Raw genomic sequence first — 24,452 nt, forward strand, 5'->3', positions numbered from 1 at the left:
AGGGGGCAGGGGGCAGGGGGAAAGAGGGTTTCCTGGTTTTTGCACAGATGCGGGAATTATAACTAATTAGGCGGACATGATATCTTATCTGTCTAATTAGCGATCATAAAAAGACCTCTAAGAGGTTTTAGCAAAACCGTCCCTCTCCGATTAGTAGGGGGACAAACTTGAAGTAAAGTTCAAGGCAGGGAGAGGTTTATCAAACTCACGTTTTGTTTATAAGCAACATCCACAAACATACAGTGAGGGCATAACATTGTTGTGCCCTCACTGTATGTTGTATTCAAAAGAATTAGGCTGATTTTTCAACTCGCAAACCAAAGTATGTCAAAACAAGCTCAGTTGAGCCACTATTGACAACTTCATGTACTTCTCCCGGTTCTATCGCTACGCAGTTCCCCGGAAGCAGGGAGTATTCTTTACCATCAATGTGAATTACTCCCGAACCAGCTTCCACAAAGAATACTTCACACATATCCTGATGCGCGTGTGCTGGTGCGGTTTGTCCGGGAGCAAAACGCGCTTGAGAAAAGTTAGTCAGGTGAGGTAAATCGCCGAAGCGTAGCATCACCTTTTTCTTGATTTCGGCATTGTGAGAAACAGACTCTTCTGGCAAGTTTTTCAGAGAAGTGGTAATCATTCGGGTCTTAAATCGTTAGATAATTCCACAATACCCCTAGACCCATCAATCCGTACCCGTTGACCATCTTGCAAGAGCCATGTAGCACCTCGAACATCCATCACAGCGGGAATACCGTATTCCCGAGCAACGATCGCACCGTGAGAAAGCCTTCCACCAGCTTCGGCAATTAATCCTCCAGCCCTTAATAACAATGGTGCCCAGCCGGAATCTGTGTAAGGTACAACCAGAATCGTATCTCGGTCAATCTCTGGAATGTCTTGTAAATTTCGCAACACCTTCACTCTTCCTTCGGCTTGCCCGTGACTGGCTCCAATCCCTTGTAAAATTTGGTCTGAGTAAAGCACAGAGGGAGCTAAAGGATGAGGAGGTGTATTGCCGTAGACTAAAAGAGGTACTTGAATGATCTCGCTATCTTGCAAGAATTGCGATCGCCTAAATTCCACTAACTCATCTAACTGCTCAATTAACTTGGAATCTCCACCCACAATTAGACGCCGCACTTCATCAAAGTTGAGAAAAAAGATATCGCCTGTTTTATTGAGTAAGCCAGACTTTAACCAAATCTTCTCTAAGCCCACAAAGCTCCAACGCAATTCAGCCAAAAGCCGTGAATAAACTTCGGTGACTCGTCCTTTGATATCTACACGCCGTTGCACAAAAGAGCGTTTGCGCTTACCCGCAAAGATACTATTAATCGCGTCTTTAGCACCTGATTGTGGTTCGTTCCCCTGCATTAGCTGCACAAACATCTGCTTAATCATCTGGGGATTTTCCCGCCAAGTGGGAACGGAAATATCAGTTCCTACTTCACTTAAATAGCCGTAATCCTGAAGTAATTCGTTAAATTCTTGCAGGATCTTCTCTCCCTCTGGAGTTTGCTTTAATTGCTCAAATACCTGCTGTGGCTCAAACTCCTGCAATACCTGCTTGGCATCTGTTGCGATCGCACTGAGCGATCGCAATGCTGCTATCTCTGGGGTGACGCTATGATCGATTTGCCCATCCTTTACCCGAAAAATCGCCTGTCTCAGAGCAGCACTTAAGGGAGCTAAAATGCTGTAATAAGTCCCATGACGCAGCAACTCCAGAATAAAGTCAATTCTTGCCAACAACTTTGGTGCTTCCAAGTTATCTATCTCTTCCTGCGCCAACTGCGACAACCCAGGAATGAACCGTTTATGATAATCTTGCCTGAAGTCCTTTTCTAAACTTAATTCCCGCTTCAGCAACTTCCCTAATCCTGGCAAATTTTCCCAAGTTGACTGCAAGGACGGTTTACTTAATTTAGCTCCTCTGGTTAAAAATTCTAGACTTTCCGGTGGCAGTCCCATGCGGAGAAAAATCTCTCCTAAGAGGGATGCATTAAAGTAGGCTCTGGAATAGTGCAGAGTTGCTGTCTCGGTGAAATCTAACCCCAAGGCGCGTTCGGCTTTGCCGTTACCAAAGGCATCGCTTAAAACTAAAGTAAAAAGTTCTCCCCAAACTCCACAAGTTAAAGGACGATTAATCGACCATGTTAAGGGGTGAATGACTCCAGGAATCACTTCAGCAGCGATTTTGCGTGTCCAGATGGGTAACAGAGTAGTGATCGGTCGAGATTGCAATACCCAAAGCGTTTGACCATCGGAACTCCACTCGATATCTTGAGGAGTGCCATGATAGCGTTTTTCGAGTCGGTAAGCTAAGTATGCAACTTGCTTAATTAATGCTTGTGGGACTCGTCCTTCACCCTCTAATTGTATAGAGTAAGAATTTTCTGTTTCAACGACAAAAGCGCGATATTGTTCTGGTGTGACTTTTCCCGAAACGACTTGCGTCGGGCTGCCTGGAAGGGCTTCAATGATGATCGCATCACCTTGCTGCGTAATAGGATCGCGACTGAAAGCGACGCCAGAATATACACTCTGGACTTGTTGTTGAATCAACACAGCCATTGCTGTATCATTTAAGCCGCGATCGCGCCGATATTGCACAGCCAATGGATGATTGTAGGAAGCTTGAACTTGAGCGATCGCTGACTGTAATGCCTGAGAGCTGGTAACATTTACAACTGTTTCATACTGTCCAGCAGCGGAAGCGTTTTCTGAGTCTTCTCCAATAGCCGAGGAACGCACCACCAAGGGGGATAATTCTGATGGCTGGAGAAATTCTGTCAACACTTGGGGATCGTCGATTGGGGACAGTACCCATCCCTTGGGGACTGGATAGCCCCAGCGCTTAATTTGAGATAACGTAGCCGCCTTTTCTCCGACAATGCCAGCATCCAACTCTTCATCTAAAGAAACCATTGCTCGATCGCCGCGTAAAAATTCCAACATCGCTTGCGATTCTGTTTGTGCCTCTTGGGCTGGCAGTTTCATATCATCAGGAATTTTGATGTAAATCCAGCCCATTAAACCAGCTAAAGCCACAGCAGCAAGTATTCTGGGAATATCGCTAAGGTGCAGAAGTGCCACAAACAGAGGAAAAAGAAGCAAAACCCCAAATTTGACTACCTGTTTTGATTGCAGAATTGTAAAACTAATCCCTGCAAAAAAAGATACAAATAATGCCACCAGTGGATCATGTACGACAAATCCCCAGACAACATTTGTCGTACCTGCCCCTCTGCCTATCCAGTATCTACCGATTACCAAAGCGATGAGGGCAATTAATTCCCAAGACGAGCCATCTGGGAAAAAAGTGCGGCTGAGTAAGACTGCCGCAACTCCTTTAAAAGCCTCTGACAAGACTGCCAGAATTCCGACAAATTTACCGCCGTGATAAAAGGCAGCCGATACACTAATATTTCCTGTACCGACTTGTGATAATTGCTTCCGCTTCAGGGCGTAAGTAATCCATGAAATCAGGGGTAATCCGCCCAAAAGGGGGCAGATAATTAAAATAACTAAGACACCCCAAGGTTCAAACATTCTGGATTTTGGATTTTAGATTTAAATTTTCCATCTAAAACCTCAAATCTCAAATCTAAAGTTTTTCTGAAATTTTTGATGGTGATTAGGGCGCTTTTATTTATTAGTTGCTGAATGGACACTTGGCTACGACGGAAACCGTTTTTGCCAGTGTCCTTCTAGGCTACTAATGGTTTTAGTTTAGCGCATAGGCAGCTTGCAGGGCCCAGATTATGAGAGCAGCTATTGATCCCAAAAGCAACACGGTAGAGATAGTGACTACTTTTGGGGAATCTGCACCCTCAAATTTCATAATTCCTCGATTTAAGTCGGACACAGCTTTGTAATCCTCTCTTGTTGGAGCATGAAACATTTGTCCGTTTTGATTGTAGTCCTTCTATTTGCAGATGATGTTAAATTCCTAATTCTATTTTGTTTTAACCTTCACAATTTTTAAAACCCCACAATTACTTATTTCTTTAGAGGTATTGGTCTTATTTATACAAAATTGGGGACTGGGGATTGGGGAGTAGGGGAGATGAGAGGGACAAGTCTCTCCTTCTCTACCCTCTCTTCCTTGTCTCCTTTGTCTCTTGTCTCTTGTCTCTTCTCCATGCCCAATGCCCAATACCCCTCAAGAGTGCTGAGTGCTGAGTGGTGAAGAAGCAAGGGAGCAGGGAGAAGAATTTTCCCCTCCGCCCCCGCACCCCGCTCCTCTGCCTCTTTTCGATGCCCAATGCGTCAGTTACTATCGTTGAACAGTAACTCAGTATAAAAGGGTGTGAGTAGGTGAAAGTAGCACTGATCGTAATTTCGGCGGTGGTTGTGGGATTGTTTATAGTAGTCGAGATCGGACTGCGATCGCTGTTTGGTTTTGGTAATCCCCTGATTTATATTGGCGATGAGCAGATTGGTTATTTGTTGGCTCCTAACCAGCGTACCCGTCGTTTTGGGAATCGCATTGAAATTAATGAATATTCCATGCGAGGTAGTCCGATAAAAAAGATACCTGCACCTTCTGGGCTGCGAGTTTTACTATTAGGTGATTCTATTGCTAATGGTGGCTGGTGGACAGATCAGACTAATACAATTTCTAGTTTGATGATGTGTTCTCTGGCATCATTCTCTAAGAGTAATTATCAGGAAGTAGAAGTGCTGAATGCTTCAGCTAACTCTTGGGGGCCAAGGAATGAATTAGCTTATCTAGAGAAGTTTGGTAATTTCAACGCGCAAGCGGTAGTGTTATTAATTAACACCGATGATTTGTTTGCAACTCCTCCCACTCCTTTACCAGTAGGACGCGATCGCAACTATCCAGATAGTAAACCTCCCCTAGCATTAGTGGAGGTGTGGCAGCGTTATATCATTAAGCAAAAGCCAATTCCTGAAATGAAAGCTGTGCAAAATGAACCAGGCGATCGCGTGGGGATTAATCTGGAGGCGATCGCTAAAATTCAAGCCCTGACTCGTCAAACCAACAGCCAATTTCTGCTAGTTATGACTCCCTTGCTACGAGAAATTGGTGAACCAGGCCCCCGCGATTACGAAATTAAAGCCCGTCAACGCTTAAGCGATTTTACCAAAGTGCAGCAAATTAACTATATAGACTTTTTGCCGAGCTTCAATTCAACTACCAACCCGCAAAGTTTGTTTCACGACCATATTCACCTCAACTTGCAAGGCAATAAATTTGTCAGCGAAGTTATGGAGCGATCGCTTTTGGAAATACTAGACATCTCCAGAAATTAAATATGCTTTATCCAGAATCCTTGTAGAGACACGAAATCTCACGTCTCTACATTCTTTTTCGGACTGATCTAATATTCGTTACTCAGTCGGACTCCAAGTCATGTTGGATTCTGAATTCAGCAACGCCCAAATTTCAGATAACTGCAAATCAATTTTCATCTCGCCCGTGAACTTGAGCGGGTGGACTGGTTGCTTCAACAGCAGTAAATGGTTCTAGAATTTTATAGGTGTGGCTAGCTCCTTTTGGTACTATCCAAGAACTCCCAGGTTCTAGTAAAATAGTTTGCCCTTCAATATGTAATTCTGCACGACCATTGATTACATAACCAACAGTTTCATATTCCCTTGCTGTTGAATCTTTAGGTTCGTTCGGTTGTTCATTTTCCCACAGACGCATGGAAATACTTTTGCCAGATGCAAGATATTTTTGACCAAGTTGGCCTTTAGGAGAATGACTAGAGTCTACTTTGCTAACGGTTTTATCAGACATATTTTTGCCTCTTTATAGTTTTAACCTTGAGCCTTGAGAAGAGTCAAAATAGAGGAGCTAGACAAGAAAGAGACTTGTTCTATATATTCTCCCCTCAGCACATAGTTTGCTCCATAGCAGCAAACTGCTTTTATAATTATTTAGTCCTTAATTAAGAATTTATGACTCTTTAATATTCAACTACAACTATTGATTAGTCTTTGAAATACCATACTCACTCTTTAACGCGGTTTGAATTAGTCCTAAAAGAGAAAGTTTTTCTACCCTCCGCTGGGATATGCACTAAAATCATGTTTGACTAATTACCGATGACTACTCAATCAAGAGCAATCTTGGATATATCTTGATTTTGAGACGCGATAATTATCGCGTCTCAGTAACTTATCAAAACTTATTCAACAATCTATGAGTCAAAAATTTAGACTCAAAATTTGCTATAAGTCTATCTTCTATCTCTCAGTTGCTTGCTAGAAGGATTTTGATAATAACCTTCTCTAGCTGCATTAGATGATGAAGCTTTATCTCCGGTTAAGTTTCTTGCAGGATCAAAAAACTCTTTTGTAGCTTCAGGAGTTTTTTCATCCAAGTTTAACTTTTCTCGGATATTATTAACAGCACCTTTTAATGTATTTTGACCATCTCTGATTTGGGTATCGTTTCTAATTTCACCTTGCTCATTTGGTACTCCTTTATAATAAGTACCTTCTGGAGTCTTAACATCAGCTTGTGCTATGTTAGCGTAGCTAAAAGCCTGACCTAGCAAAAACATAAATCCTACGAGAAAAACTACAAGAATTTGGGAAATGCGAATATTTCGCAGCGATGAAATTACTCGATTCATAAAAAACCTCAATTGCATTATGTTGGGTGTAGAATTCAAAGATACTGAATGACTGTTCACCATTCAGGGTTTAAGAACAACTTTCATCCAGTTATCCTTTTTTTGTTGAAAAATCTGATGGCGTTCTAAAATAACAGCATCGATGCAAGCATCGGGGCCACAGCCACCAGTTATCTGTTTCAACGTTTCGCCAGCATTAACTTCTTCGTAGTTAATCACTTCTGCTTTGGCAAACTTTTTCGCCATTTTCAGGCGTTCGGGAAAGCGATCGCTTTTAATCGCTTTTTCGGCACCCATCATGTAGATAATACTGTATAAATAGCTACTTGTGTCCCCTTGGTTGACCTTCGGTGGTGGCAATTTCGCCTGCTTCCATTAGCATTTTGAAGCGGCGCAATTCATCACCAATTTGCTGTTGTGGTTCTTCACCGAAAAGTTTAGCTACGGTAGCTCCCAATGCTCCACCTGGTGGGTTATACTCTAAGACAATCTTTACTTCTGTGCCCCTATCGCCTAGTGCTTTTTGGAAGCGGACAAAACCAGAATTATCAATGTCTGCACCTTCCACAGAAGCCCAAGAAATAAATTTATTTTCCCGATCTTCGAGAATTTCTGCATCCCATTCCACGCTGTTACCCAAGGGTGCATTGGCTATCCAATGAGAACGTTTTTCGTTGTACACCTGGACAGATTTGAGATGCTTCATAAATGTGGGCAGATTCTCAAAGTTGTGCCAAAAACGATACAATTCTTCTGCTGATTTATTAATTGTTACCGTCTTTTCAACTTTGATGGATTGGTTTATGCCTATGGCTTCCTGTGCTTGTTGGATTGTACTTTGCTTTGTTGCACCTTGATAAATCAAACCGCCACCAGCCAAAACCGTTAGCACTCCGCGCAAAGAACCTTGTTTTAAACCCATCAGCACCATAGCACCCCCACCGATGAGAGATGCCCAACGCTCTACTTCACTAGCTTCACCCTGACTGGTAGTCAGTTTATCACCTGATGTCGAAGTCACTTTTTTATCTCTCCATTACAATAAAATAACCACAGAGACGCAAATCCTCTCTTGTTTCTCTTTTGCTTTCTTCTCTAGGAGACTCTAGACAAATGCGCCTTGGGTTGTTACGTTGATAAAGCTGCGCCTGTAGTTGGCTTAGGAGGCTGAATCTGAGCGCCTACCCGTGCCCGATACAACTTTACTAATTGCTGTTCGTATTTCAATAAATCGTGGTAAATTTCTTTGAAAATAGTAGTTGCTACTGGGTCAGTCAACATCGCAGATAAATTGCCAATGTCGCCAATACCCGTTTGCACATCCCCTAAAGCGGAACGTAACTGATATATGTCGTCACTTCCTGTTAAGGCAGTTTTCACCTTAGCATACTGATTAGCAATATTTGACCCTAAAGAAGGTTTCTCGCCTAAGAGTTGAAGATAGGTTTCCAGCTTTTCAATGTGGCGCTGTTTATTACCAATCATCTCTTGAAAGAGTGATTTGACTTCACTATCTGATTCTTTTTCAAAATACTTATCCAATGCTTCTAGTGAATAACGTTCACCAGTCAGAGCAGTATTTAAACCTCTGCCAATATCACCTTTAGTTGAGCCACCCCAAGCATCAGCTAGTTTCCACCATTCAGCAGTTGTATCTTTTTCATTTGGCAATGCAGCATCTTTGCCACCATAGCCCAAACGGCTCAAAATAGCTGTGGTGAAAATTGCTAAGTCTCCAGGTTCACGAGATGTAATCAAATTCCCGTCAACTACTATCGGCTCATCTAAATAATTTGCGCCAGCGTTAACTATGTCCTTAGCAATAGCGCTAAAACCAGTGACTTGTTTACCTTTAAGCAAATCGCTTTCAATCAAAACTTGTGGCCCATGACAAACAGCAGCGACTAATTTTCCTTGTTGTATGGCCTCTTGTACGAAACGGACTGTGTTCAGGTTCCGCCGCATTTTGTCGGGAGCCATCCCACCAGGAATCACTACCGCATCGAATTCGGCTGCGATCGCTTCTGTCGTAGTACCATCAGCTTGGATGCTGAGTTTGCCGCGTTTACCCTTATATTTTTCATTCATTCGGGAACCGAGGACTACTACCTCCATTCCTGCTTGTTTGAGTCCATTATAAGGAACTGTAAATTCTGCATCCTCTACTGCTTGTTCAATGAGGATAGCAACTTTTTTATTACTTGAATAATTGTTATGCTCAGTCATGGATGGTATTACCTATTTATTTCTAGTATTTAACTAGCTACAATATTTATCGATTAGGACAGTTCCGTAGCCAGGAGTTTTAAGAAGAAAAATTTTGAATCGCCTATTATGCAGGTACTTCACCTGTTGGTGAAATAGTAAATAGTTCTTGATAATCGTGAGAAAAATATGCGTTAAAGGCAGCAAATGTCTCTGGACTGATAGCATTTTGCAAGACAGTAAATACAGCCCGAACATGAATTGCCGCAGTGGTTGGTTCTATATTTTCTTTTTGACTAGCACGGGCAATAAACTCTTGCAAGTTGAAAATATTACCACTATCTCCTTCTCTTCCTCGTAAACAATCGCCTAGTTGTTGGGGCAACTTTGCAGCTATTTGCTCCGCGTCATCACCCGCGATACGTTCTTTAAGAGTTTCTAGCGTGGCACGGGTAGCACGTTCTGCCTCTTCACGAGAGTCTGATTGGGTAAGACTTTGTACATGTGTAATGAACTCGTCGTATTCCACTGTCTACCTCCACTGATCAAAATTCCTGCTTGAATGTCTTGTTGTTTAGCACTCAGCTAGGTTCAAGCATAAATAAAAGTTAAAATGCTAAAGTTAAATTTTTATTTATGCTTAAAAAATAGTTATGAGTGAAAAGCTGGCTACTGAATAATTTCGGTTTGATAGCTCCTAACTCATAACTAAAAACTTCAACTACAAGTTGCTTGACCATTAATTCATATTTATAATGTTATGGTGCGATCGCAAATTTAGCTTCGTTCCCAGGAGATAGATTATTTTATCAGCTATACATCTCTAGTTAGACAAATTGGTGACAGAAAAAAGTTATTGTGGGAATGCACAAAAGAGCTAGGATCATGGCAGAAAAAAATCATCCTGATAAAATTAAAACCAATGATTTGCCACAAGAAATTACTGAATCCTACGGGACTGGTGTGAAAGACTTGCCAGGATACAATATTGGCGGACGCTCAATAAAAGCAGAAAGAGACGAGTACACAGAAACTAGTCCTGAACTAACTGGTGGGGATGTTGATGCTTACTGGCAAGATGCAGATGCAGTTGGAGATGAAGCAGTTGGTGGTAGTACTTCCACTCCCGATCAAAATGTAACTGAGGAGCTAGAAACAGCAGTGGGGCTAGAAATGGCTGATTCTGAGTTTCTACATACCAACGATATTTTAGAGGAACGTGACGGCGATCGCTGGGAGTTAGATCCAAAATCTTCTGAAGATTATCAAGATCGGCCAGAATAAGCTCAATAAAAGTAGAAGTTTATGCGGTAATCTTTTGGTTATCAACTCAAGCAAATTCCTCTTTTATCCTCTTGATAAAATCCCTATTTTATCGAGTAAAACAGCGTTGCTCTTAAAAAAGGCGTAATAATCTTCTCAAAGTCCTCCTTTTTAAGGAGGATTTAAAGTTTTGGATACATTAGCGATCGCTTTTAAAACATCCTTTAAGCACTATCACAATCAAGCCAACATCTATCCACCGAAATAGCTCACAAAACAATTTTGCAGCAAACTTCCAATTGCTAATTGCTTCACCTTGCTCTTGTCAAGCATTATTTGGGCTTTTGATGTTGGGTGATTATCCAACTGTAATATTTTTAATGCAAAACTATATTCTGCCCGATTTAGATTTTATAATTCTTCTTCTTTATGATTAGAAGACATCTGTCTTCAGTAGGGTAAAACCCCAAGTATATATTTGATAACCTTGCTAATGAAACTGATTAATTGCATCTGGAGTTAATAATGACATTTACACAAACTAGCGATCCAACTATTCGGGAACATGTTCAAGCTTGGCAAAAGTTGGATGTGGATCAACAATTGGCTTTGTTTTGGTTCATTTACAAAGAAATGGGTGGCTCAATTACGCCAGCTGCTCCTGGTGCCAGTACTGTTTCTCCAGAAATTGCTGAAGGTTTGTTTAATCAAGTTAAGGAATTATCTCACGAACAACAATTACAAGTTCAGCGTGACTTGATTAATAAAGTAGATAACCAAATTTCTCGTGAATATGGTTCTTTAGGTGATACCACCAAGCTACTATTTTGGTATCGATTATCTCAAGGTATGGATGATGGTACTATCATTCCTGTACCTTCTGACTATGAACTTCCCTCAGAATCTAAAGCCTTGTTTGGCAGAATTCAAGGATTAGCCTTTGAGCAACAGATTACTCTTTTCCGTGATTATGTTTCACCAATGGGTGCCGAAGCAAAAGCAGGTGCTGAAATTTAGGGATTTTTGAAATTTTTAGACTGCTTGAGGCTACTTTTTTAGTCTCTGGATGACGATGCCTGTTATACCGATTTCATTCAGTTGTAGTAGAATCAGGAATCAAAAAATCTTTCCTCGCCAGCAGGTTTTCCAAACTAGGTGATAGGTGTTAGCGTACCGTTAGCAACTCTTGCCTGTGATACGCACTGTCACCTTCAGGAAAGGGGTAAGGGTCTTATACCCTTTTATACCCCTTCTCTTAAGCAAGCTTATTTGCCAGACGCCTAATATAAAGCTGAATTTTGATAAATAAACACAGAGTAAAAACCAAAACTCTTACTCTGCGCTCATCTATGTCCTTAGGTCAATTGCACCCTACAGTCGAAACGCCCTTTGTTTTGTACTCAATATCTTAAAAGTAAATATAGTTGATTTAATCTGTCTTTTGGTTGGTTTAAATATGGTTATTTTATATTATTCCTATATATTTTTATAGTGTTTCATATAAACTTAAATATTTTTTATTAACAGACACATAAAAGGAAGAGTCCAAAATTTTACATTGGAGATTTAATTAGTTTTTATTATATTTAATACCAGATAAACTCCTTGAAAAACATCAAGGTGTAGCTAATTTAGCATAAGTTATTATGGCTAACAAATTTGTTGATAAATGAAAGCTATGTATTTCAATTATTAATGCTTTAAATAGAATAAATAGAAGCGATCGCTAGAAAGTTTTCGGAGTGATTTAATACTTCAGCTATGATACAATACTCACTAATAAAATAGATACATTACTAACACAAAAACCTGCTAATTTAAGTAATGAGAATTCAGGACTGATACCTAAAATTACAGCTATTTGCTTGGCGTGAATTATTCCGATCAGAGATCAGAACATATTTACCATACTCACTACCTCGGCAAGCAAGTCAATTAAGAAGTATGGCTGATTTCAAGTTGGGGTGATTACTTGTAATACAATTTATCAATGTAGTAGCGCGGTAAGCTTAATTTGTTGGGTTGAGTAATCATAGAATAGTAGTTTTATTTGGGACTTTCTAGGTTTTTTTAAACCCAATGTTTTAAGGTTGATATCAAGTCCGGTTAATAACTTATGATTACCGCATCCGTGCAAAAGTCAGGAAAACCTCTTTCTCCCTGCTCCCTGCCCCCTGCACCTCTGCGGTCTAAATGATAAGTCTTCACCCGAACATGATATGACTTATGGATGTGAGTATTAGCTACAGTAATACGCCTTAGGAGCACAATATTTTTTGTGCCCCTACCAAAATAACCAGAATTAACCTTTTTGAATCACTGCTTGATAGCGACCTAGCGCAATTAAAGGAAAGTATTGTTGATAGAGATGATACTTGAGATAAAAATGGCAAGGAAATCCAGTACCTGTAAAGTCCGCCTCAAACCAAGTACCATCGGGCTGTTGAGTTGCCACCAAATAGCCAATTCCCCGCTCAATCACCTCAAGAGCTAATTTACCAGTAGCTTCACCTGCTGCTATCAAGCCAATTAAAGCCCAAGCAGTTTGAGATGCAGTACTATTTCCTTTTCCTTTAAGACTGGGAGCGTCATAGCTGCGGCAAGTCTCACCCCAACCACCATCAAGGTTTTGACATCCAACTAACCAAGCTGCTCCCCGTTCTATACTGAGTTTATGCCTTTGAGGAGCAATTAACGCCAAAGCTGATAAAACGCCACTGGTACCATAGATATAATTTACACCCCAACGACCAAACCAACAGCCTTCGGTTTCTTGTTCACGCAAAAGATAAACAAGCGATCGCTCCAAATTATCACTATCAATTGCCAAATCACAAGCACCCAGCATTTCTACGACTCTAGCCGTAACATCTGCGGTGTTTGGATCGATCATGGCTTTCAAGTCGCCATAAGGAATGGAGTTGAGCCAATCTTGATCGTTATCTAAATCAAAAGCAGCCCACCCGCCTGGTTTACATTGCATAGATGCAATCCAGTTTAACGCCCGAGCGATCGCAGCCTGCTTGATTTTTTCATTAGGGAGTTTCGCCAAATGTAGTGCCATCACTACCACCGCCGAGTCGTCTACATCAGGATAAAAGCGATTCTCAAACTCAAACGCCCAAGCCCCTGGTTTTCCTTGGCGATTTTTGACAGCCCAATCTCCGTAATCTAAAATTTGTTTTTGCAATAACCATTCTCCAGCCTTTACCACGGCGGGATGATCTGGTGCAAAGCCAGATTCTACTAAAGCACGCATTGCCCAAGCTGTATCCCAGACGGGTGAAATACAAGGCTGAACTCGGTAGCTATCCTCTGTTTCAATGGCAAAGTTATCAATTGCTTGTAAACCTCGTTCTACAATGGGATCGTTTCGGTCATAATCCAGACACCGCAAAGCTAGCATTGAATTCAACATCGCCGGAATAATCCCGCCCCAATCGCCTGTAGCTTCTTGGCGCTCTAAAATCCACTTTTCGGCGGCTTTGATGCCTTCTTGGCGAAAAGGTACTAAATTCAGACTTTCTGCCAACTTGAACCCCTGATCCAGGGTGAGGAATAAATCTGTCCAATCGCCACTTTGGGGTAATTCCCACTGGACTCGATCGATCCCTTCAGCATATAGCTCATCTAGGTTGATAGCTGAGTCGGTGAGAAAAACAGGTTTGCGATCGCACACAATCAGTAATGGTACTGTGCTGGAACGTGCCCAGCTAGACATCTCGTAGATATTGACGGGGAAAGCTTTTGGTAACAGCATCACCCAAGCTGGTAGCGAGGGAATACCGCGCCAGTTGTAGCAGCCAATCAAGGCTAGGTGCAACTTGGTAAAAATCCGAGTTTTGCTGATCCCACCTCGTTGCAGAATAAAAGCTTGCGCCCGAATCATCGCCGGATCGGTTGCTGGTACACCTAGCAGTCTTAGCGCCATGTAGGCTTCAACCGAAGTGCTAAGTTCTCCGCCATCACCATAGTAAAGTTCCCAGCCGCCATGCTGCCGTTGCTCTTGACGCAAATATGCTGCAACCTTGTGTAAAGCTCTGGTTTGGTCTGTTCCCCAAATTTTATGCAGGAGGACAACTTCAGCAGTGATGGTGACATTAGATTCTAACTCTGCCCACCAGTAACCTGCCGGATTTTGAATCGAAAGCAAATATTCTTGACTGGCTGCGATCGCTTCTGGAACTTGATTGACTTTTACCCTGTCTTGTGTTCGCATCAAATACTATTTAACCTCAACACTCAACCTAGTTATAAACACCGCACTACAGTGAAAAAATTTTTTTCCTCTATCAATAGACATAGTATTGTGTCTGAGTCACTGAAAATTTGCAATAGGTCATGGATGTAATTGTATTAGGATTGATGCTCTTATCCTTGACAATTTGGTTAGGATTACTGTGTTTTTGGGGACAATTTTGGCGGACAGACCAGCAATTAGAGGTTACAGAAACTCAGCTAAAATCATTACCTGTGGTTTGTGTGGTGGTTCCAGCCCGTAACGAAGCTGAGTTAATACCAACCACACTGCGATCGCTCCTACTTCAAGACTACCCTGGTTCTTTCAACGTGTTTTTAGTAGACGATCGCAGCACAGACCGGACAGCAAATTTTGCTGAAGGGGTTGCACACGCTGTCGGTAAACCCCAGCAATTGCATATTATCTCAGGCGAATTACTACCTTCTGGTTGGTCGGGCAAACTTTGGGCCGTTGAGCAAGGGATAAAAAGCGCCAGTACTTTTGCACCTGATTATTTTTTACTGACCGACGCAGACATCGAACATGATTCTGGTAATCTTCGCCGACTGGTTGCTAAAGCTGTGCAGGAAGATTTAGACCTGGTTTCGGTAATGGTGCGACTCAGGTGTAAAAGCTTTTGGGAAAAACTTTTGATTCCAGCTTTCGTCTTTTTCTTCCAAAAACTCTATCCTTTTCGCTGGGTGAATAATCCCAACAATCCCACAGCAGCCGCCGCCGGGGGATCTATTCTGATCGCCCGTGAAGCTTTAGAGCGAATCGGGGGTATTCAAGTGATTCGCCAAGCTTTAATTGACGATTGCGCCCTAGCTCAGGCTGTTAAGAGAGGGACTGGGGGCTGGGGACTAGGGACTAGGGAAGAGTTTTCCCAATCCCCAGTACCCAATCCCCAGTACCCCATCCCCAGCCAAGGGCGTATCTGGCTAGGATTGAGTACCTTGACTCGGAGTCTGCGTCCCTATGACTCGCTGGCGACGATTTGGGATATGGTTGCTCGTACTGCCTATACCCAATTGAATTATTCTCCATTACTACTATTGGGAACTTTGGTAGGAATGCCTCTGATTTATTTAGTTGCACCGCTGTGTGTAATTCTGGGTGCAATTTGGAGCAATTGGGCGATCGCACTTACAGGTTTATTAGGATGGCTATTAATGGCGTTGGCTTACTACCCGACAATCCGCTTTTATAAATGTTCTGTCTGGTTTGCATTTAGTTTACCTGCGATCGCTTTTCTGTATACCCTGATGACTCTAGATTCAGCACTCCGTCACTGGCAAGGGCGCGGCGGCGCTTGGAAAGGAAGAGTTTATCCCAGTTCGGATAATTTATAATCGTTAGGCTACTTGACAATTAATGCTACTTTCTGAGTAGAAGCATAATTTGGTAATACTTGATTCAATTTTGCTTGATTAAGATGTAGATGATCTGACAACACGACAGAGATAACATCCCGAAAATCAGTGGTAATAGCCAAGTCCCTACCTTGGTAAAGTTGGTCTGTAGATAGACCAGGCCATTCACCGTAAACTTTACCACCGCGAATTTTACCGCCCAAAACCCAGATCGCATTCCCATGACCGTGGTCAGTACCACCGTTATCATTTTGCTTGACTGTACGACCAAACTCGGACATCACGACAATTGTTGTATTCTGGTAAACGCTCCCCAAACCTTCGATAAAAGCTGCCAAACCTGAACCCAATTTTTTTAAGTTCCGAGCTAACTGTCCCTGAGTGCTACCTTGATTGACATGGGTATCCCAACCCCCCAAAGCCATAAACCCTAACTCAATTCTGGGGTCTTTGACCATTAGTTGCGCCAGTCGTCGGGCATCGCTGGCGAAGCCATCAGGTAAAGGCGCACCATTATTCGCCATTTTCATTTCACTATCTAGGTCATTCACGATCGCTTGACGCGCCATCCGTCCCTGGCGATAGGTCTGACTTAGGGCATCATTACCACTATAAAGTTGGTCAAATGCTGCTGCTAATTGAGGACGATCTATTGGTAGAGGTCTGCTAGCATTTTTCCCTGATGCTATGTTAGCTACAGGCATCCGACCAGAAAAAATCCAGGGTGTTGTTTCTCCAACACTTACTGCTTGGATGGGTGTTTTTTGAGAAATTACCCCTAGTAAACGATTCATCCAACCATCCTGAGTATGTTTGTCACCAGGGGTAGCATTTTCCATATATTGTTGAGCATCAAAGTGAGAGCGAGTTGGATCGGGGGAACCACAAGCATGAACAAATGCCAGACTATTCTCTTGCCAGAAGGGCATTAGAGGAGCTAATGCTGGATGTAACCCAAAGCGCCCGTCTAAATCTAAGACTCCCCCCTCCTTCCCTGGTTGGGGAATTGCAATTTGCGGTCGGGCTTGATAGTAAGCTGTTTGTGAGTAAGGAACTACGACGTTTAAACCGTCTACTGCCCCCCGGAGGAAGATTACAATCAAGCGCTTGCGATCGCTGTTCTGGATAGCGGATCTAGCTACCCAAGCATTGCTACCTATGGCTGTGATTGCGGCAGCTGAAAAAATTCCACTTTGGATCAGAAAATCACGTCTTTTCATCTTTAAAAGTACTGAATTATGACTGTTTTCAATTTGGTAGAATGCAAGTTATATCAAGTCCGGTTAATTACTTATGATTACCGCATCCGTGCAAAAGTCAGGAAAACCTCTTTCTCCCTACTCCCTGCACCCCTGCGGTCTAAATGATAAGTCTTTACCCGAACATGATATTATCTGTGCCGAAGAGGGCATATTGCATCGCAGTGAAACTGCTATATGAGTTTTGTAACTGACAATTATGTAACTAACGACGCATAAATTCTGGACTGCCCAAGATTAAAGCACTACGGATTTGAGAGTCACTAGAGGCGATCGCCTTTTGCGTTTTCATTGACAAAGAATTGCCCAATGTATTGGTTAATTGCCCAGCATCTACAGGAATACTGGGAGACTTTTGTAAAGGTCTTTGCTCTGTGCCGATTGCCTCCTGTCCCGGTGTCCTCTGCCTCTGTTCTATCTTTGTGGGAATGGTTGATAAGGGGAAATTTCCATTGGCGAGAGCAGCAGCAAAGCTGAGGCGGCGGTTCATTGCATCAGAATTTAACCATACATCTGCCGTGTTTTTGTAACCGTCTGGAGTTTGACAACGGTATAGAGGCATTGCCAACTGTTGCAGCAGGTTGGAAATTGGTCTTGTGTTATTCACTTCCATACCTGTAGCCCGCACCGCCGAGATAGCGTATTGATAGGGTGTTTTAAACTTGGCATTAAAGTTTTTTGCATCCCAGAATTCCCGACTGTGGAATAGGGTATTGAGAACTTCACGAATATTGCCATCAGTGGCAAGATAACGTTGTGTGAGATTATTTACCAGAGTAGTCGGGGGGCGATCGCTAACAAAATATTGAGCTATTTGATAGCTAATGTGATGTGCAGTTGCCGGACTTCGAGCCAAAATATCTAGAGCTTCCTCCCCTTGGGCTTCACCACCGCCTTTAATTGTGTGTCCAAGAAAAACTTTCTCGCTAAAATCATGACGCTTGGGGTTGAAGTCAAATCCAAAATTATTATCCGTTTGCTGACTGGGACGACTGAAACCCCAACCACTCAAAATCCGCGCTAGAGCAATTACATCTTGCTGAGTATAACCTCCATCTACACCGAGAGTGTGTAACTCCATCAGTTCGCGGGCATAGTTCTCATTCAAACCTCGGACATTACCCTGAGCATCGGGGCGGCTGTCAGCCCGATTTTGGAAGTTATCCAGATAAAACTGCATAGCTGGATGATGAGCTGTTGCCCCTAACAGATCACGAAAGCGACCCAAAGCGTAAGGTCGAATCGCCTGTTGTTCATAAGCTCCTACCCAAAGGCGATCGCGTCCTTTAGCAGCATCCACATTAAAATGGTTATACCAAAAGTCCACCATCACTTCCTGGAGTTGTCGCTTACTGCTAGTTGCCTGTAATAATCGCGCCTGGACTGCCTCATTTAGCACCTGTTCAGCCCACTTATTGGCAGCTTTTCTTTCTGACTGGGTGGGTTTTTGTCCTGGGAGATTAGTTTTGCCATATTCTAAGAGTTCCACCGGATTCAAGTGGAGAGTATCTAGCTGCTGTAGTTGGCTGGTCAGACCTTGCGATTCGGGAATCGATTCGGGTGAAAGTTGCTCCTGAATATATCGCTCTACACCCATAGACTCCACTCTTTGCACATCTCCCGGACGAGGGCCAAAGCTAAGGCGATTAATTATATGTAATACTTTTGGGTCAAGAGGTGTGGAGGCTGCATTACTAGGATCAATTCCTCCCAGTAAGATCAACAGCAATAACACCCAATATTTAGGCTTTACACTCATAGAATTAATTGTGCTGTGCTGGAGGTGGAGGATTTTGGCGAGAATTTTTCTTATACATCCGTTCGGCAAATTTCTGCCGTTGCTCTGGGTTCAAAATTTCTCGAATAGCAAGGGTATTTTCAAACTGGGTATCTGCAAGCTGCTGCTTTACAAGCTTAATTTGGTTATATTTATCCCGCACTTGCTCTTTACTAGCTGTCCCTGCTATCAGGTCATGTAATTCCTGTTGCCCTTGACGTATCTCCTGTGATTTTTGGGCTATCTGCTGTTTAGATTGATTACGAATTTGCTTAATCTGTTGCAGTTGCTGAGATGTCAAATTCAAATCCTTGAGCCATCCCCCTGATTTAGCACGATTTGGACGAGTTACACTTGTGGGGTTTTGGGCAATGACTTGACGTGAAAGTAAAGTGGGCTTGGCCAGAGCAATAGTGCTACCAAGGGCAATCATCGCCACCGCCAAAATGGAAACACGACGGATTAACATCAAAGCGATCTCCTATTCAGTATCTAAGTCTGTAAAATGCCATACATCACTTTCCAGATGTTCGTTACTGACTGTACCTTGCCAATTGCTTTCAATAAAACCTTCCAATGTGGCAAGTTCAGCTAGACTTGGTTGAGCAGGTACGAAGGCACGGTAGCCAACTATCGCAGCTACTAATCCAGCAGCAAGAGCAGGCACAATTAACCTCAGCCTTGAATAATGGCTTTTGGGTGGCTCAGACCAAGTTTTCACCTGTCGTAAAATTTGTTGTTCTAAATCAGGTGAGGCTGGTGGAACTTCTGGACAATGTTGGCATAGAAAATTAATCAGGTCAGGATCATCATTGGGAAACTGAGTCATAGCTCTACTCCTTGGTTTTGGAGAAATTGACGCATAGTAGCACGAGCATGGAATAGACGTGACTTGACTGTTCCTAGAGGAATGTCCAGGATTTGTGCTACCTCTTTTTGAGGTACTTCTTCCAAATCATGCAAAACCAATATCGTGCGATGGTCAAAACTTAGGTTTGCCAGTCCCCGTTGCACAAGGTCTTGATAATGCATATTCATTAACTCTGGGGCTTCCTGTTGGGTAGGAGTTTTTTGACTCAGAATCTCTAATTGAGTTCGTCTTTGAACATCTGCCTGTCGCTGGTCATAAGCCACGTTCCAAGCGATTCGGTACAGCCAGGTGGAGAATTTTGCTGTTTGGCGAAACTTGGGCAATCCTTTCCAAGTTTGCAGAAATACTTCCTGCACTACATCGTCGAGAGAGGCTGGAGTGCATAGTTTGTAGAGGATTGACCGCACTTTTTGCTGATGCCGTCGGTAAAGCTGACCGTAGCTTTGGGTATCACCTCGCAGACACTGCTGTACTAGATAACTGTCAGATTCGTTTTCTGATTCGCCAATGAATTGATTTGCTTTATTAACCTTAGCTGGCACAACTAACACCTGAGGCGTTCTCATCTATCCGTTTCGTTGCTTGTATTTATTAGACTGGATGAATGGGAAAAAGGTTCAAATGGGTTATACCAATTAAAAATTCAGCTTTCTAAATTTTTATCTGGGTTTCTAGGCTTGTATCTGTCACATTCTTTAGTACGAACCAGAGCAATACCACACAACGGGCAATTAAGAACACGGCTGGTATAGGAGTGAAAGAGGTCTCTCCTAATTGAACCTTTTGTGAAGGAAAGAAGTCTAAAACTATAGATTTCTGGTTCAATCAAAGGTATGTCTTTATGAACATGAAAAGAATTCTCTCATCTTGTTTGTTAGGCGTTTTGCTAACTTCGAGTGTTTTAGCAGAGCGTGCATCTGCTCAAGTAGAAGTAATTTTGGGAAACAATAATCGACATGAATGGCGCGAACGAGAACATGCAAGGTTAGTATTGCTACGTAGAGAACGTGAAGAACGTGAGCGCCGTGAACGGATACATAGAGAGCATGAGAAACGTGAATGGCGCTCAAGACATGAGTATGGTTATCGATAATACATCGCTCTCATTTAAGAAATTAGCACTTAATAGACTAGGGGACTTCCAACAAATAAATTACCCAATCTTGTGGGGTGGGCATCTTGCCTGCTTTATATGTATGGGCTCTCGTGTCGCCCACCTCACAATAAGTAGTTGAGTATTTTTTTATTTGTCAGTCCCTAGACCGATAAAAAGTAGAATACATTTCCGCAGTTTTTGACCCCATTTTTTATCTCTTTGTGAGAAAACCGGGGTAGGTGGTTAGCAGGTAGTATGTGAGCAAAGATCACATACTACTTCCTTATTTGATTATCATTTTCATTAGATTTAACCAGAAAACAGCGATCGCTGTCCTACTAAAATGTTCTTATAAAAACAACGTTTTTGGTTCATAACATCAGCGTTTTAACCATATCTAAAGATGAAAGTTTATGAATATTAACTCCAAAGAAATTTATCTCTTCAAGTGGCTCGTGACTTAATTCTGGAACATCTTAACCTTACGTATATTCTATTAAACGTCATCCAAGTGACATATCTTAGTAATAGAAACGTCACTAGCATAAGTTAATTTATAGATATTTTCTTAAAAGTGTTAGTTGCTATTAGTCCAAAGTCAAATGAGATTTTGGCTAAAAGATAATTTGAGAGTGAGCTATTGTAGGTTAGCTTGTCTGTTTTAAATCCGAATGACATTTAGTGTGAGGAGTGAGTGTTAAAAGAATGCCAACAGAAGAAAACCATTCGGTGAAAGCCTTCAAAGGGAGTAAAAAAAATACCAAAAAACTTATACCCGGACGTTGGCTGTGGTTTGGGGTGGGGATGAGTGCTGTGGCAATAATATCAGCGATCGCAGGAACCCTGTTAGCAGTTTCTTTCACCAGCAAGCCTTTGCAGAAAACTCAGCTAAATCAACAACAGCAAGCAGTGTTTGATGGAGAGGACATCACTAAAAGTGGACTACAATTTTCTGCATTAAGTCGCCCTGTGAACATTTTAGTTTTAGGGATGAGTGTGTTGCCACCAGATATTAAGAACCCGCCTCCTGAAACCCTACATTTGAGATATCAGCCCGAATTAAATTCCTTTGATGGTCTATCTGATGTCATGCTTCTATTGCGATTTGAGCCAGAAAAGAAAAAATTAATTATGCTTTCCATTCCTAGAGATACTCGCATAGAGGTGTCTGGACATGGTTTGACCAAAATTAATGCTGCCAATCTTTATGGTGGGCCGGCTTTGACCAGTACAACAGTCAGTAATCTCTTGGATGGAGTGGGAATTGATCGGTATATCAGAATTAACGTTTTGGGAGTCAGCAAGTTAGTCGATGCCTTGGGTGGTGTGACAGTCTACGTACCCAAGAATATGAAATACCGAGATGATTCCCAGCATCTGTACATCAATTTGAAAGCGGGTAAGCAACATCTCAACGGAGACCAAGTGCTGCAACTTTTGCGCTTTCGCCATGATGAGTTGGGAGACATTGGTCGCATTCAACGGCAGCAAATGGTGATTAGTGCCTTAAGCGACCAAACCCTCAATCCCACCACACTCACTCAACTGCCTAAAATTCTTGACATAGTTAAAGAACATATCGATTCCAACTTAACAGTGGAAGAGTTAGTGGCGCTGTTAGGTTTTATGGTGCAAACTACTCGTTCTAATATGCAGATGTTAATGGTACCTGGTCGTTTTAGTGAAAAGAAAGAGTATGAGGCTAGCTACTGGATACCAAACAGCAGCCGCATTCCTGCCATGATGGCTCAGTATTTTGATTTGGACTCAGGAGCAAAACCACAAGTAGCCCATCAACCAGCTAGTTTACGAGTTGCAATTCAAGACAGCACTGGTAGCAATCATACAAACTTGCATCCACTAATCAAAATCTTACAAGAAGCTGGCTATAGCAATATTTATATTACTAAAAGCTGGGGTGAGCCTCTAGAAGTAACTCGGATTATTGCCCAACAGGGAGATAGTGAGAGCGCTCAATCAATTCGCAACACTTTAGAATTAGGGGAAGTTCGAGTGGAAAGCACTGGCAATCTCTACTCGGATATCAGCATTCAAATCGGTAAAGATTGGTTGCAACTAAGAAAAAGTATCTAATACTATTTAAGAATTTGGACTACTTGAGATTTGGAAATCGCCTAGTTGTCAAATATCCGCTAATTACAAAAGCTAATCTGAAAAATTAGTCATACTTTTGTCATAGGTTTGTCATAGTAACGTCAATTTAACGTGTTTAATTTCAAAAAGATGTATCGTAGCTGAATATCTCTTTAAACAGCAATTATTAACAGTTTTTTTAGATGCAATTATTTAGATATTCACTACTTACTATCTTCAAGAGTACAATATCCATTGATAAAGCTATGATGTTTTCTTTGTTTTTATTGACTGTTTCTTGTTCCAGTGATATCAATTTAGGTTTTCTAGAATTAAGTTGGTTAAAAATAGTTTTTTTAGGAATTGTACAAGGAATTACTGAATTATTACCCATTAGTAGCACAGCACATTTACGAATTATTCCGGGATTACTAGGATGGCAAGATCCAGGAAGTGCTTTTAGTGCAGCGATGCAGTTAGCGAGTATCGCGGCTGTAATTAGTTATTTTTGGCAAGATTTGAAGAAATTAACAGGTGCAACGGTGAGGGCGATTTCTGAACAAGATTACAGCAACCAATATTTTCGTTTAGCAATTGGATTATTAATTGGTACAATTCCTATTGCTGTTGCAGGTCTTTTACTAAAAAAAAGTCTCAACGTTTGTAATTCTCCTTTCCGTGCCCTGATAGTCATAGGAATATCATCAATTGTGATGTCTTTGTTGCTAGCAATTGCAGAAAGATTTGGGAAACGCGATCGCGTTTTTAGTCAACTATCACTAAGTGACGGGATTTGGGTAGGAATTTCTCAAGCATTAGCTTTAATTCCAGGAGTTTCCCGTTCTGGTTCTACCTTAACTGCTGGATTATTCTTAGGAATGGAGCGAGAAACTGCTGCTAGATTCTCATTTTTACTAGGCTTGCCAGCCGTGATTCTAGCAGGAGCATTAGAACTGCATACGCTTTTCAAAGCTGGACTTGATATCAACGGTTGGATAACTTTAATTATTGGTTTAACTACAGCTAGTATTTCTGCTTTTGCCGCCATTTATAGTTTACTTCATTATTTAGAAAAATATAGTACTTGGGTATTTGTTTGGTATCGTTTGGCGATGGGAATATTCCTCGTAGTTAGCGTTGTTACTGGCTTTTTACCCAACTGAGTATTTCGGTGTTCATGCGTGCTGGGTAAGCAAGAGTGCGAACTTTGACTTTGCCGGCCAAACATCAGGCACTAACCCATGCCCCTAAATCCTGGAAGCTGTTTGTTTATCACTTGTAGGGACAATAGGCAATGGTTGAGCCGCTTTCAATACCACATCCAATAACCCTGGAAACAGCACCTCTAAATCTTCACGCCGCAGGATGTTAATATGGTGTGTGCCTTCTTTCCGTGTAAAGACTATGCCCGACTCCCGCAAAATCTTGAAGTGATTGGACATAGTAGACTTAGCGATCGCAAAATCAAATCTGGCACAGCATTGTTCCCCCTCAGTCGCCAGCAGTCGTACAATCTCTAGCCGCACTGGATCGCCCAATGCATACAGCACTCCCGCTAAAGAAATATTTTTTCGATCTGGATGATAAAGAAATCTCATAGTTGCATTATCTCATCAGGTGGCATATATTTTTATTATTCGATATTATCGAATTATAGAAT

Annotated in this window: 22 protein-coding genes and 1 pseudogene; 8 read left to right on the top strand and 15 right to left on the bottom strand. The window is 41.9% G+C overall.

Annotation, left to right across the window (positions count from 1 at the left end; translation table 11 throughout):
- Window positions 1-292: 292 nt before the first annotated feature.
- Entirely contained in the window at window positions 293-640 is a 348-nt protein-coding gene (locus HWQ44_RS05585; protein ID WP_292715994.1) for a cupin domain-containing protein, read from the bottom strand.
- Window positions 637-3,555 carry a glycerol-3-phosphate acyltransferase gene (locus tag HWQ44_RS05590; protein ID WP_292715997.1) on the bottom strand — a complete coding sequence of 973 codons (2,919 nt, stop codon included), beginning with the start codon at window positions 3,553-3,555 and terminating at the stop codon, window positions 637-639. Before HWQ44_RS05590 ends, HWQ44_RS05585 begins: the two co-directional genes overlap by 4 nt.
- 768 nt (window positions 3,556-4,323) lie before the next feature.
- Between HWQ44_RS05590 and HWQ44_RS05595 the strand changes: the two genes are divergently transcribed.
- Window positions 4,324-5,283, top strand: a complete 960-nt coding sequence (locus tag HWQ44_RS05595) for an SGNH/GDSL hydrolase family protein (RefSeq protein ID WP_292715999.1) — start codon at window positions 4,324-4,326, stop codon at window positions 5,281-5,283.
- Window positions 5,284-5,431: 148 nt separating this feature from the next.
- On the opposite strand, the gene HWQ44_RS05600 is transcribed toward HWQ44_RS05595, so the two are convergent.
- The 6 genes and pseudogenes from HWQ44_RS05600 to HWQ44_RS05625 all read right to left on the bottom strand — a co-directional run bounded on the left by HWQ44_RS05600 (window position 5,432) and on the right by HWQ44_RS05625 (window position 9,348).
- Complete coding sequence (locus HWQ44_RS05600) at window positions 5,432-5,773, bottom strand: cupin domain-containing protein (protein WP_292716003.1); 342 nt, start codon at window positions 5,771-5,773, stop codon at window positions 5,432-5,434.
- Between the two features lie 442 nt (window positions 5,774-6,215).
- Window positions 6,216-6,614 carry a hypothetical protein gene (locus HWQ44_RS05605; RefSeq protein WP_292716006.1) on the bottom strand — a complete coding sequence of 133 codons (399 nt, stop codon included), beginning with the start codon at window positions 6,612-6,614 and terminating at the stop codon, window positions 6,216-6,218.
- Window positions 6,615-6,731: 117 nt separating this feature from the next.
- Window positions 6,732-6,917 (bottom strand): annotated as a pseudogene (locus HWQ44_RS05610) (zinc-binding dehydrogenase); the annotation flags it as partial.
- A gap of 19 nt (window positions 6,918-6,936) precedes the next feature.
- Window positions 6,937-7,635 (bottom strand): SRPBCC family protein, encoded by a 699-nt coding sequence (locus tag HWQ44_RS05615; RefSeq protein ID WP_292716008.1) that lies wholly within the window; start codon window positions 7,633-7,635, stop codon window positions 6,937-6,939.
- 107 nt (window positions 7,636-7,742) lie between these two features.
- Window positions 7,743-8,840, bottom strand: coding sequence for a DJ-1/PfpI/YhbO family deglycase/protease (locus tag HWQ44_RS05620; protein WP_292716011.1), 1,098 nt, complete (start codon window positions 8,838-8,840; stop codon window positions 7,743-7,745).
- 106 nt (window positions 8,841-8,946) lie between these two features.
- Entirely contained in the window at window positions 8,947-9,348 is a 402-nt protein-coding gene (locus tag HWQ44_RS05625) for a DUF2267 domain-containing protein (protein ID WP_292716015.1), read from the bottom strand.
- 356 nt (window positions 9,349-9,704) lie between these two features.
- On the opposite strand from HWQ44_RS05625, the gene HWQ44_RS05630 reads away from it, so the two are divergent.
- Both HWQ44_RS05630 and HWQ44_RS05635 read left to right on the top strand, forming a co-directional pair.
- Complete coding sequence (locus HWQ44_RS05630; protein WP_292716018.1) at window positions 9,705-10,103, top strand: DUF6335 family protein; 399 nt, start codon at window positions 9,705-9,707, stop codon at window positions 10,101-10,103.
- Between the two features lie 504 nt (window positions 10,104-10,607).
- Window positions 10,608-11,099 carry an orange carotenoid protein N-terminal domain-containing protein gene (locus HWQ44_RS05635; protein WP_292716021.1) on the top strand — a complete coding sequence of 164 codons (492 nt, stop codon included), beginning with the start codon at window positions 10,608-10,610 and terminating at the stop codon, window positions 11,097-11,099.
- A gap of 1,285 nt (window positions 11,100-12,384) precedes the next feature.
- On the opposite strand, the gene shc is transcribed toward HWQ44_RS05635, so the two are convergent.
- On the bottom strand, window positions 12,385-14,301 hold the full coding sequence (shc, locus tag HWQ44_RS05640; protein WP_292716023.1) for a squalene--hopene cyclase: 1,917 nt from the start codon (window positions 14,299-14,301) through the stop codon (window positions 12,385-12,387).
- A gap of 122 nt (window positions 14,302-14,423) precedes the next feature.
- Between shc and HWQ44_RS05645 the strand changes: the two genes are divergently transcribed.
- Window positions 14,424-15,674: a glycosyltransferase gene (locus HWQ44_RS05645; RefSeq protein ID WP_292716026.1), complete on the top strand. Its 1,251-nt coding sequence runs from the start codon at window positions 14,424-14,426 to the stop codon at window positions 15,672-15,674.
- 8 nt (window positions 15,675-15,682) lie between these two features.
- Here the strand turns inward: HWQ44_RS05645 and HWQ44_RS05650 are convergent, their stop codons facing one another.
- Window positions 15,683-16,915: a DUF1501 domain-containing protein gene (locus HWQ44_RS05650; protein ID WP_292716029.1), complete on the bottom strand. Its 1,233-nt coding sequence runs from the start codon at window positions 16,913-16,915 to the stop codon at window positions 15,683-15,685.
- A 73-nt stretch (window positions 16,916-16,988) separates the two neighbouring features.
- On the opposite strand from HWQ44_RS05650, the gene HWQ44_RS05655 reads away from it, so the two are divergent.
- Window positions 16,989-17,135: a hypothetical protein gene (locus HWQ44_RS05655; RefSeq protein ID WP_292716032.1), complete on the top strand. Its 147-nt coding sequence runs from the start codon at window positions 16,989-16,991 to the stop codon at window positions 17,133-17,135.
- A gap of 24 nt (window positions 17,136-17,159) precedes the next feature.
- On the opposite strand, the gene HWQ44_RS05660 is transcribed toward HWQ44_RS05655, so the two are convergent.
- The 4 genes from HWQ44_RS05660 to HWQ44_RS05675 are packed head-to-tail and all read right to left on the bottom strand — an operon-like array spanning window position 17,160 to window position 20,168.
- The gene (locus tag HWQ44_RS05660) at window positions 17,160-18,713 is read right to left on the bottom strand and encodes a DUF1800 domain-containing protein (RefSeq protein ID WP_292716035.1); all 1,554 of its coding nucleotides are present in this window, start codon (window positions 18,711-18,713) and stop codon (window positions 17,160-17,162) included.
- Between the two features lie 4 nt (window positions 18,714-18,717).
- Window positions 18,718-19,200, bottom strand: a complete 483-nt coding sequence (locus HWQ44_RS05665; protein WP_292716038.1) for a Spy/CpxP family protein refolding chaperone — start codon at window positions 19,198-19,200, stop codon at window positions 18,718-18,720.
- 12 nt (window positions 19,201-19,212) lie between these two features.
- Window positions 19,213-19,560 (bottom strand): hypothetical protein, encoded by a 348-nt coding sequence (locus HWQ44_RS05670; RefSeq protein WP_292716041.1) that lies wholly within the window; start codon window positions 19,558-19,560, stop codon window positions 19,213-19,215.
- Window positions 19,557-20,168, bottom strand: a complete 612-nt coding sequence (locus HWQ44_RS05675; protein ID WP_292716045.1) for a sigma-70 family RNA polymerase sigma factor — start codon at window positions 20,166-20,168, stop codon at window positions 19,557-19,559. The genes HWQ44_RS05670 and HWQ44_RS05675 overlap by 4 nt, the downstream gene beginning before the upstream one ends.
- 275 nt (window positions 20,169-20,443) lie before the next feature.
- Here HWQ44_RS05675 and HWQ44_RS05680 point away from each other — a divergent pair, with 275 nt between their 5' ends.
- The 3 genes from HWQ44_RS05680 to HWQ44_RS05690 all read left to right on the top strand — a co-directional run bounded on the left by HWQ44_RS05680 (window position 20,444) and on the right by HWQ44_RS05690 (window position 23,955).
- Window positions 20,444-20,695, top strand: a complete 252-nt coding sequence (locus HWQ44_RS05680) for a hypothetical protein (RefSeq protein WP_292716048.1) — start codon at window positions 20,444-20,446, stop codon at window positions 20,693-20,695.
- 708 nt (window positions 20,696-21,403) lie between these two features.
- The gene (locus HWQ44_RS05685; protein ID WP_292716052.1) at window positions 21,404-22,792 is read left to right on the top strand and encodes an LCP family protein; all 1,389 of its coding nucleotides are present in this window, start codon (window positions 21,404-21,406) and stop codon (window positions 22,790-22,792) included.
- 266 nt (window positions 22,793-23,058) lie between these two features.
- Entirely contained in the window at window positions 23,059-23,955 is an 897-nt protein-coding gene (locus tag HWQ44_RS05690) for an undecaprenyl-diphosphate phosphatase (protein WP_292716055.1), read from the top strand.
- An 84-nt stretch (window positions 23,956-24,039) separates the two neighbouring features.
- Here HWQ44_RS05690 and HWQ44_RS05695 read toward each other — a convergent pair whose 3' ends face one another.
- The gene (locus tag HWQ44_RS05695; protein WP_292716058.1) at window positions 24,040-24,390 is read right to left on the bottom strand and encodes a helix-turn-helix transcriptional regulator; all 351 of its coding nucleotides are present in this window, start codon (window positions 24,388-24,390) and stop codon (window positions 24,040-24,042) included.
- Window positions 24,391-24,452 lie beyond the last annotated feature (62 nt).

The organism is Nostoc sp. JL34 (assembly GCF_017114945.1).
Classification (GTDB): domain Bacteria; phylum Cyanobacteriota; class Cyanobacteriia; order Cyanobacteriales; family Nostocaceae; genus Nostoc.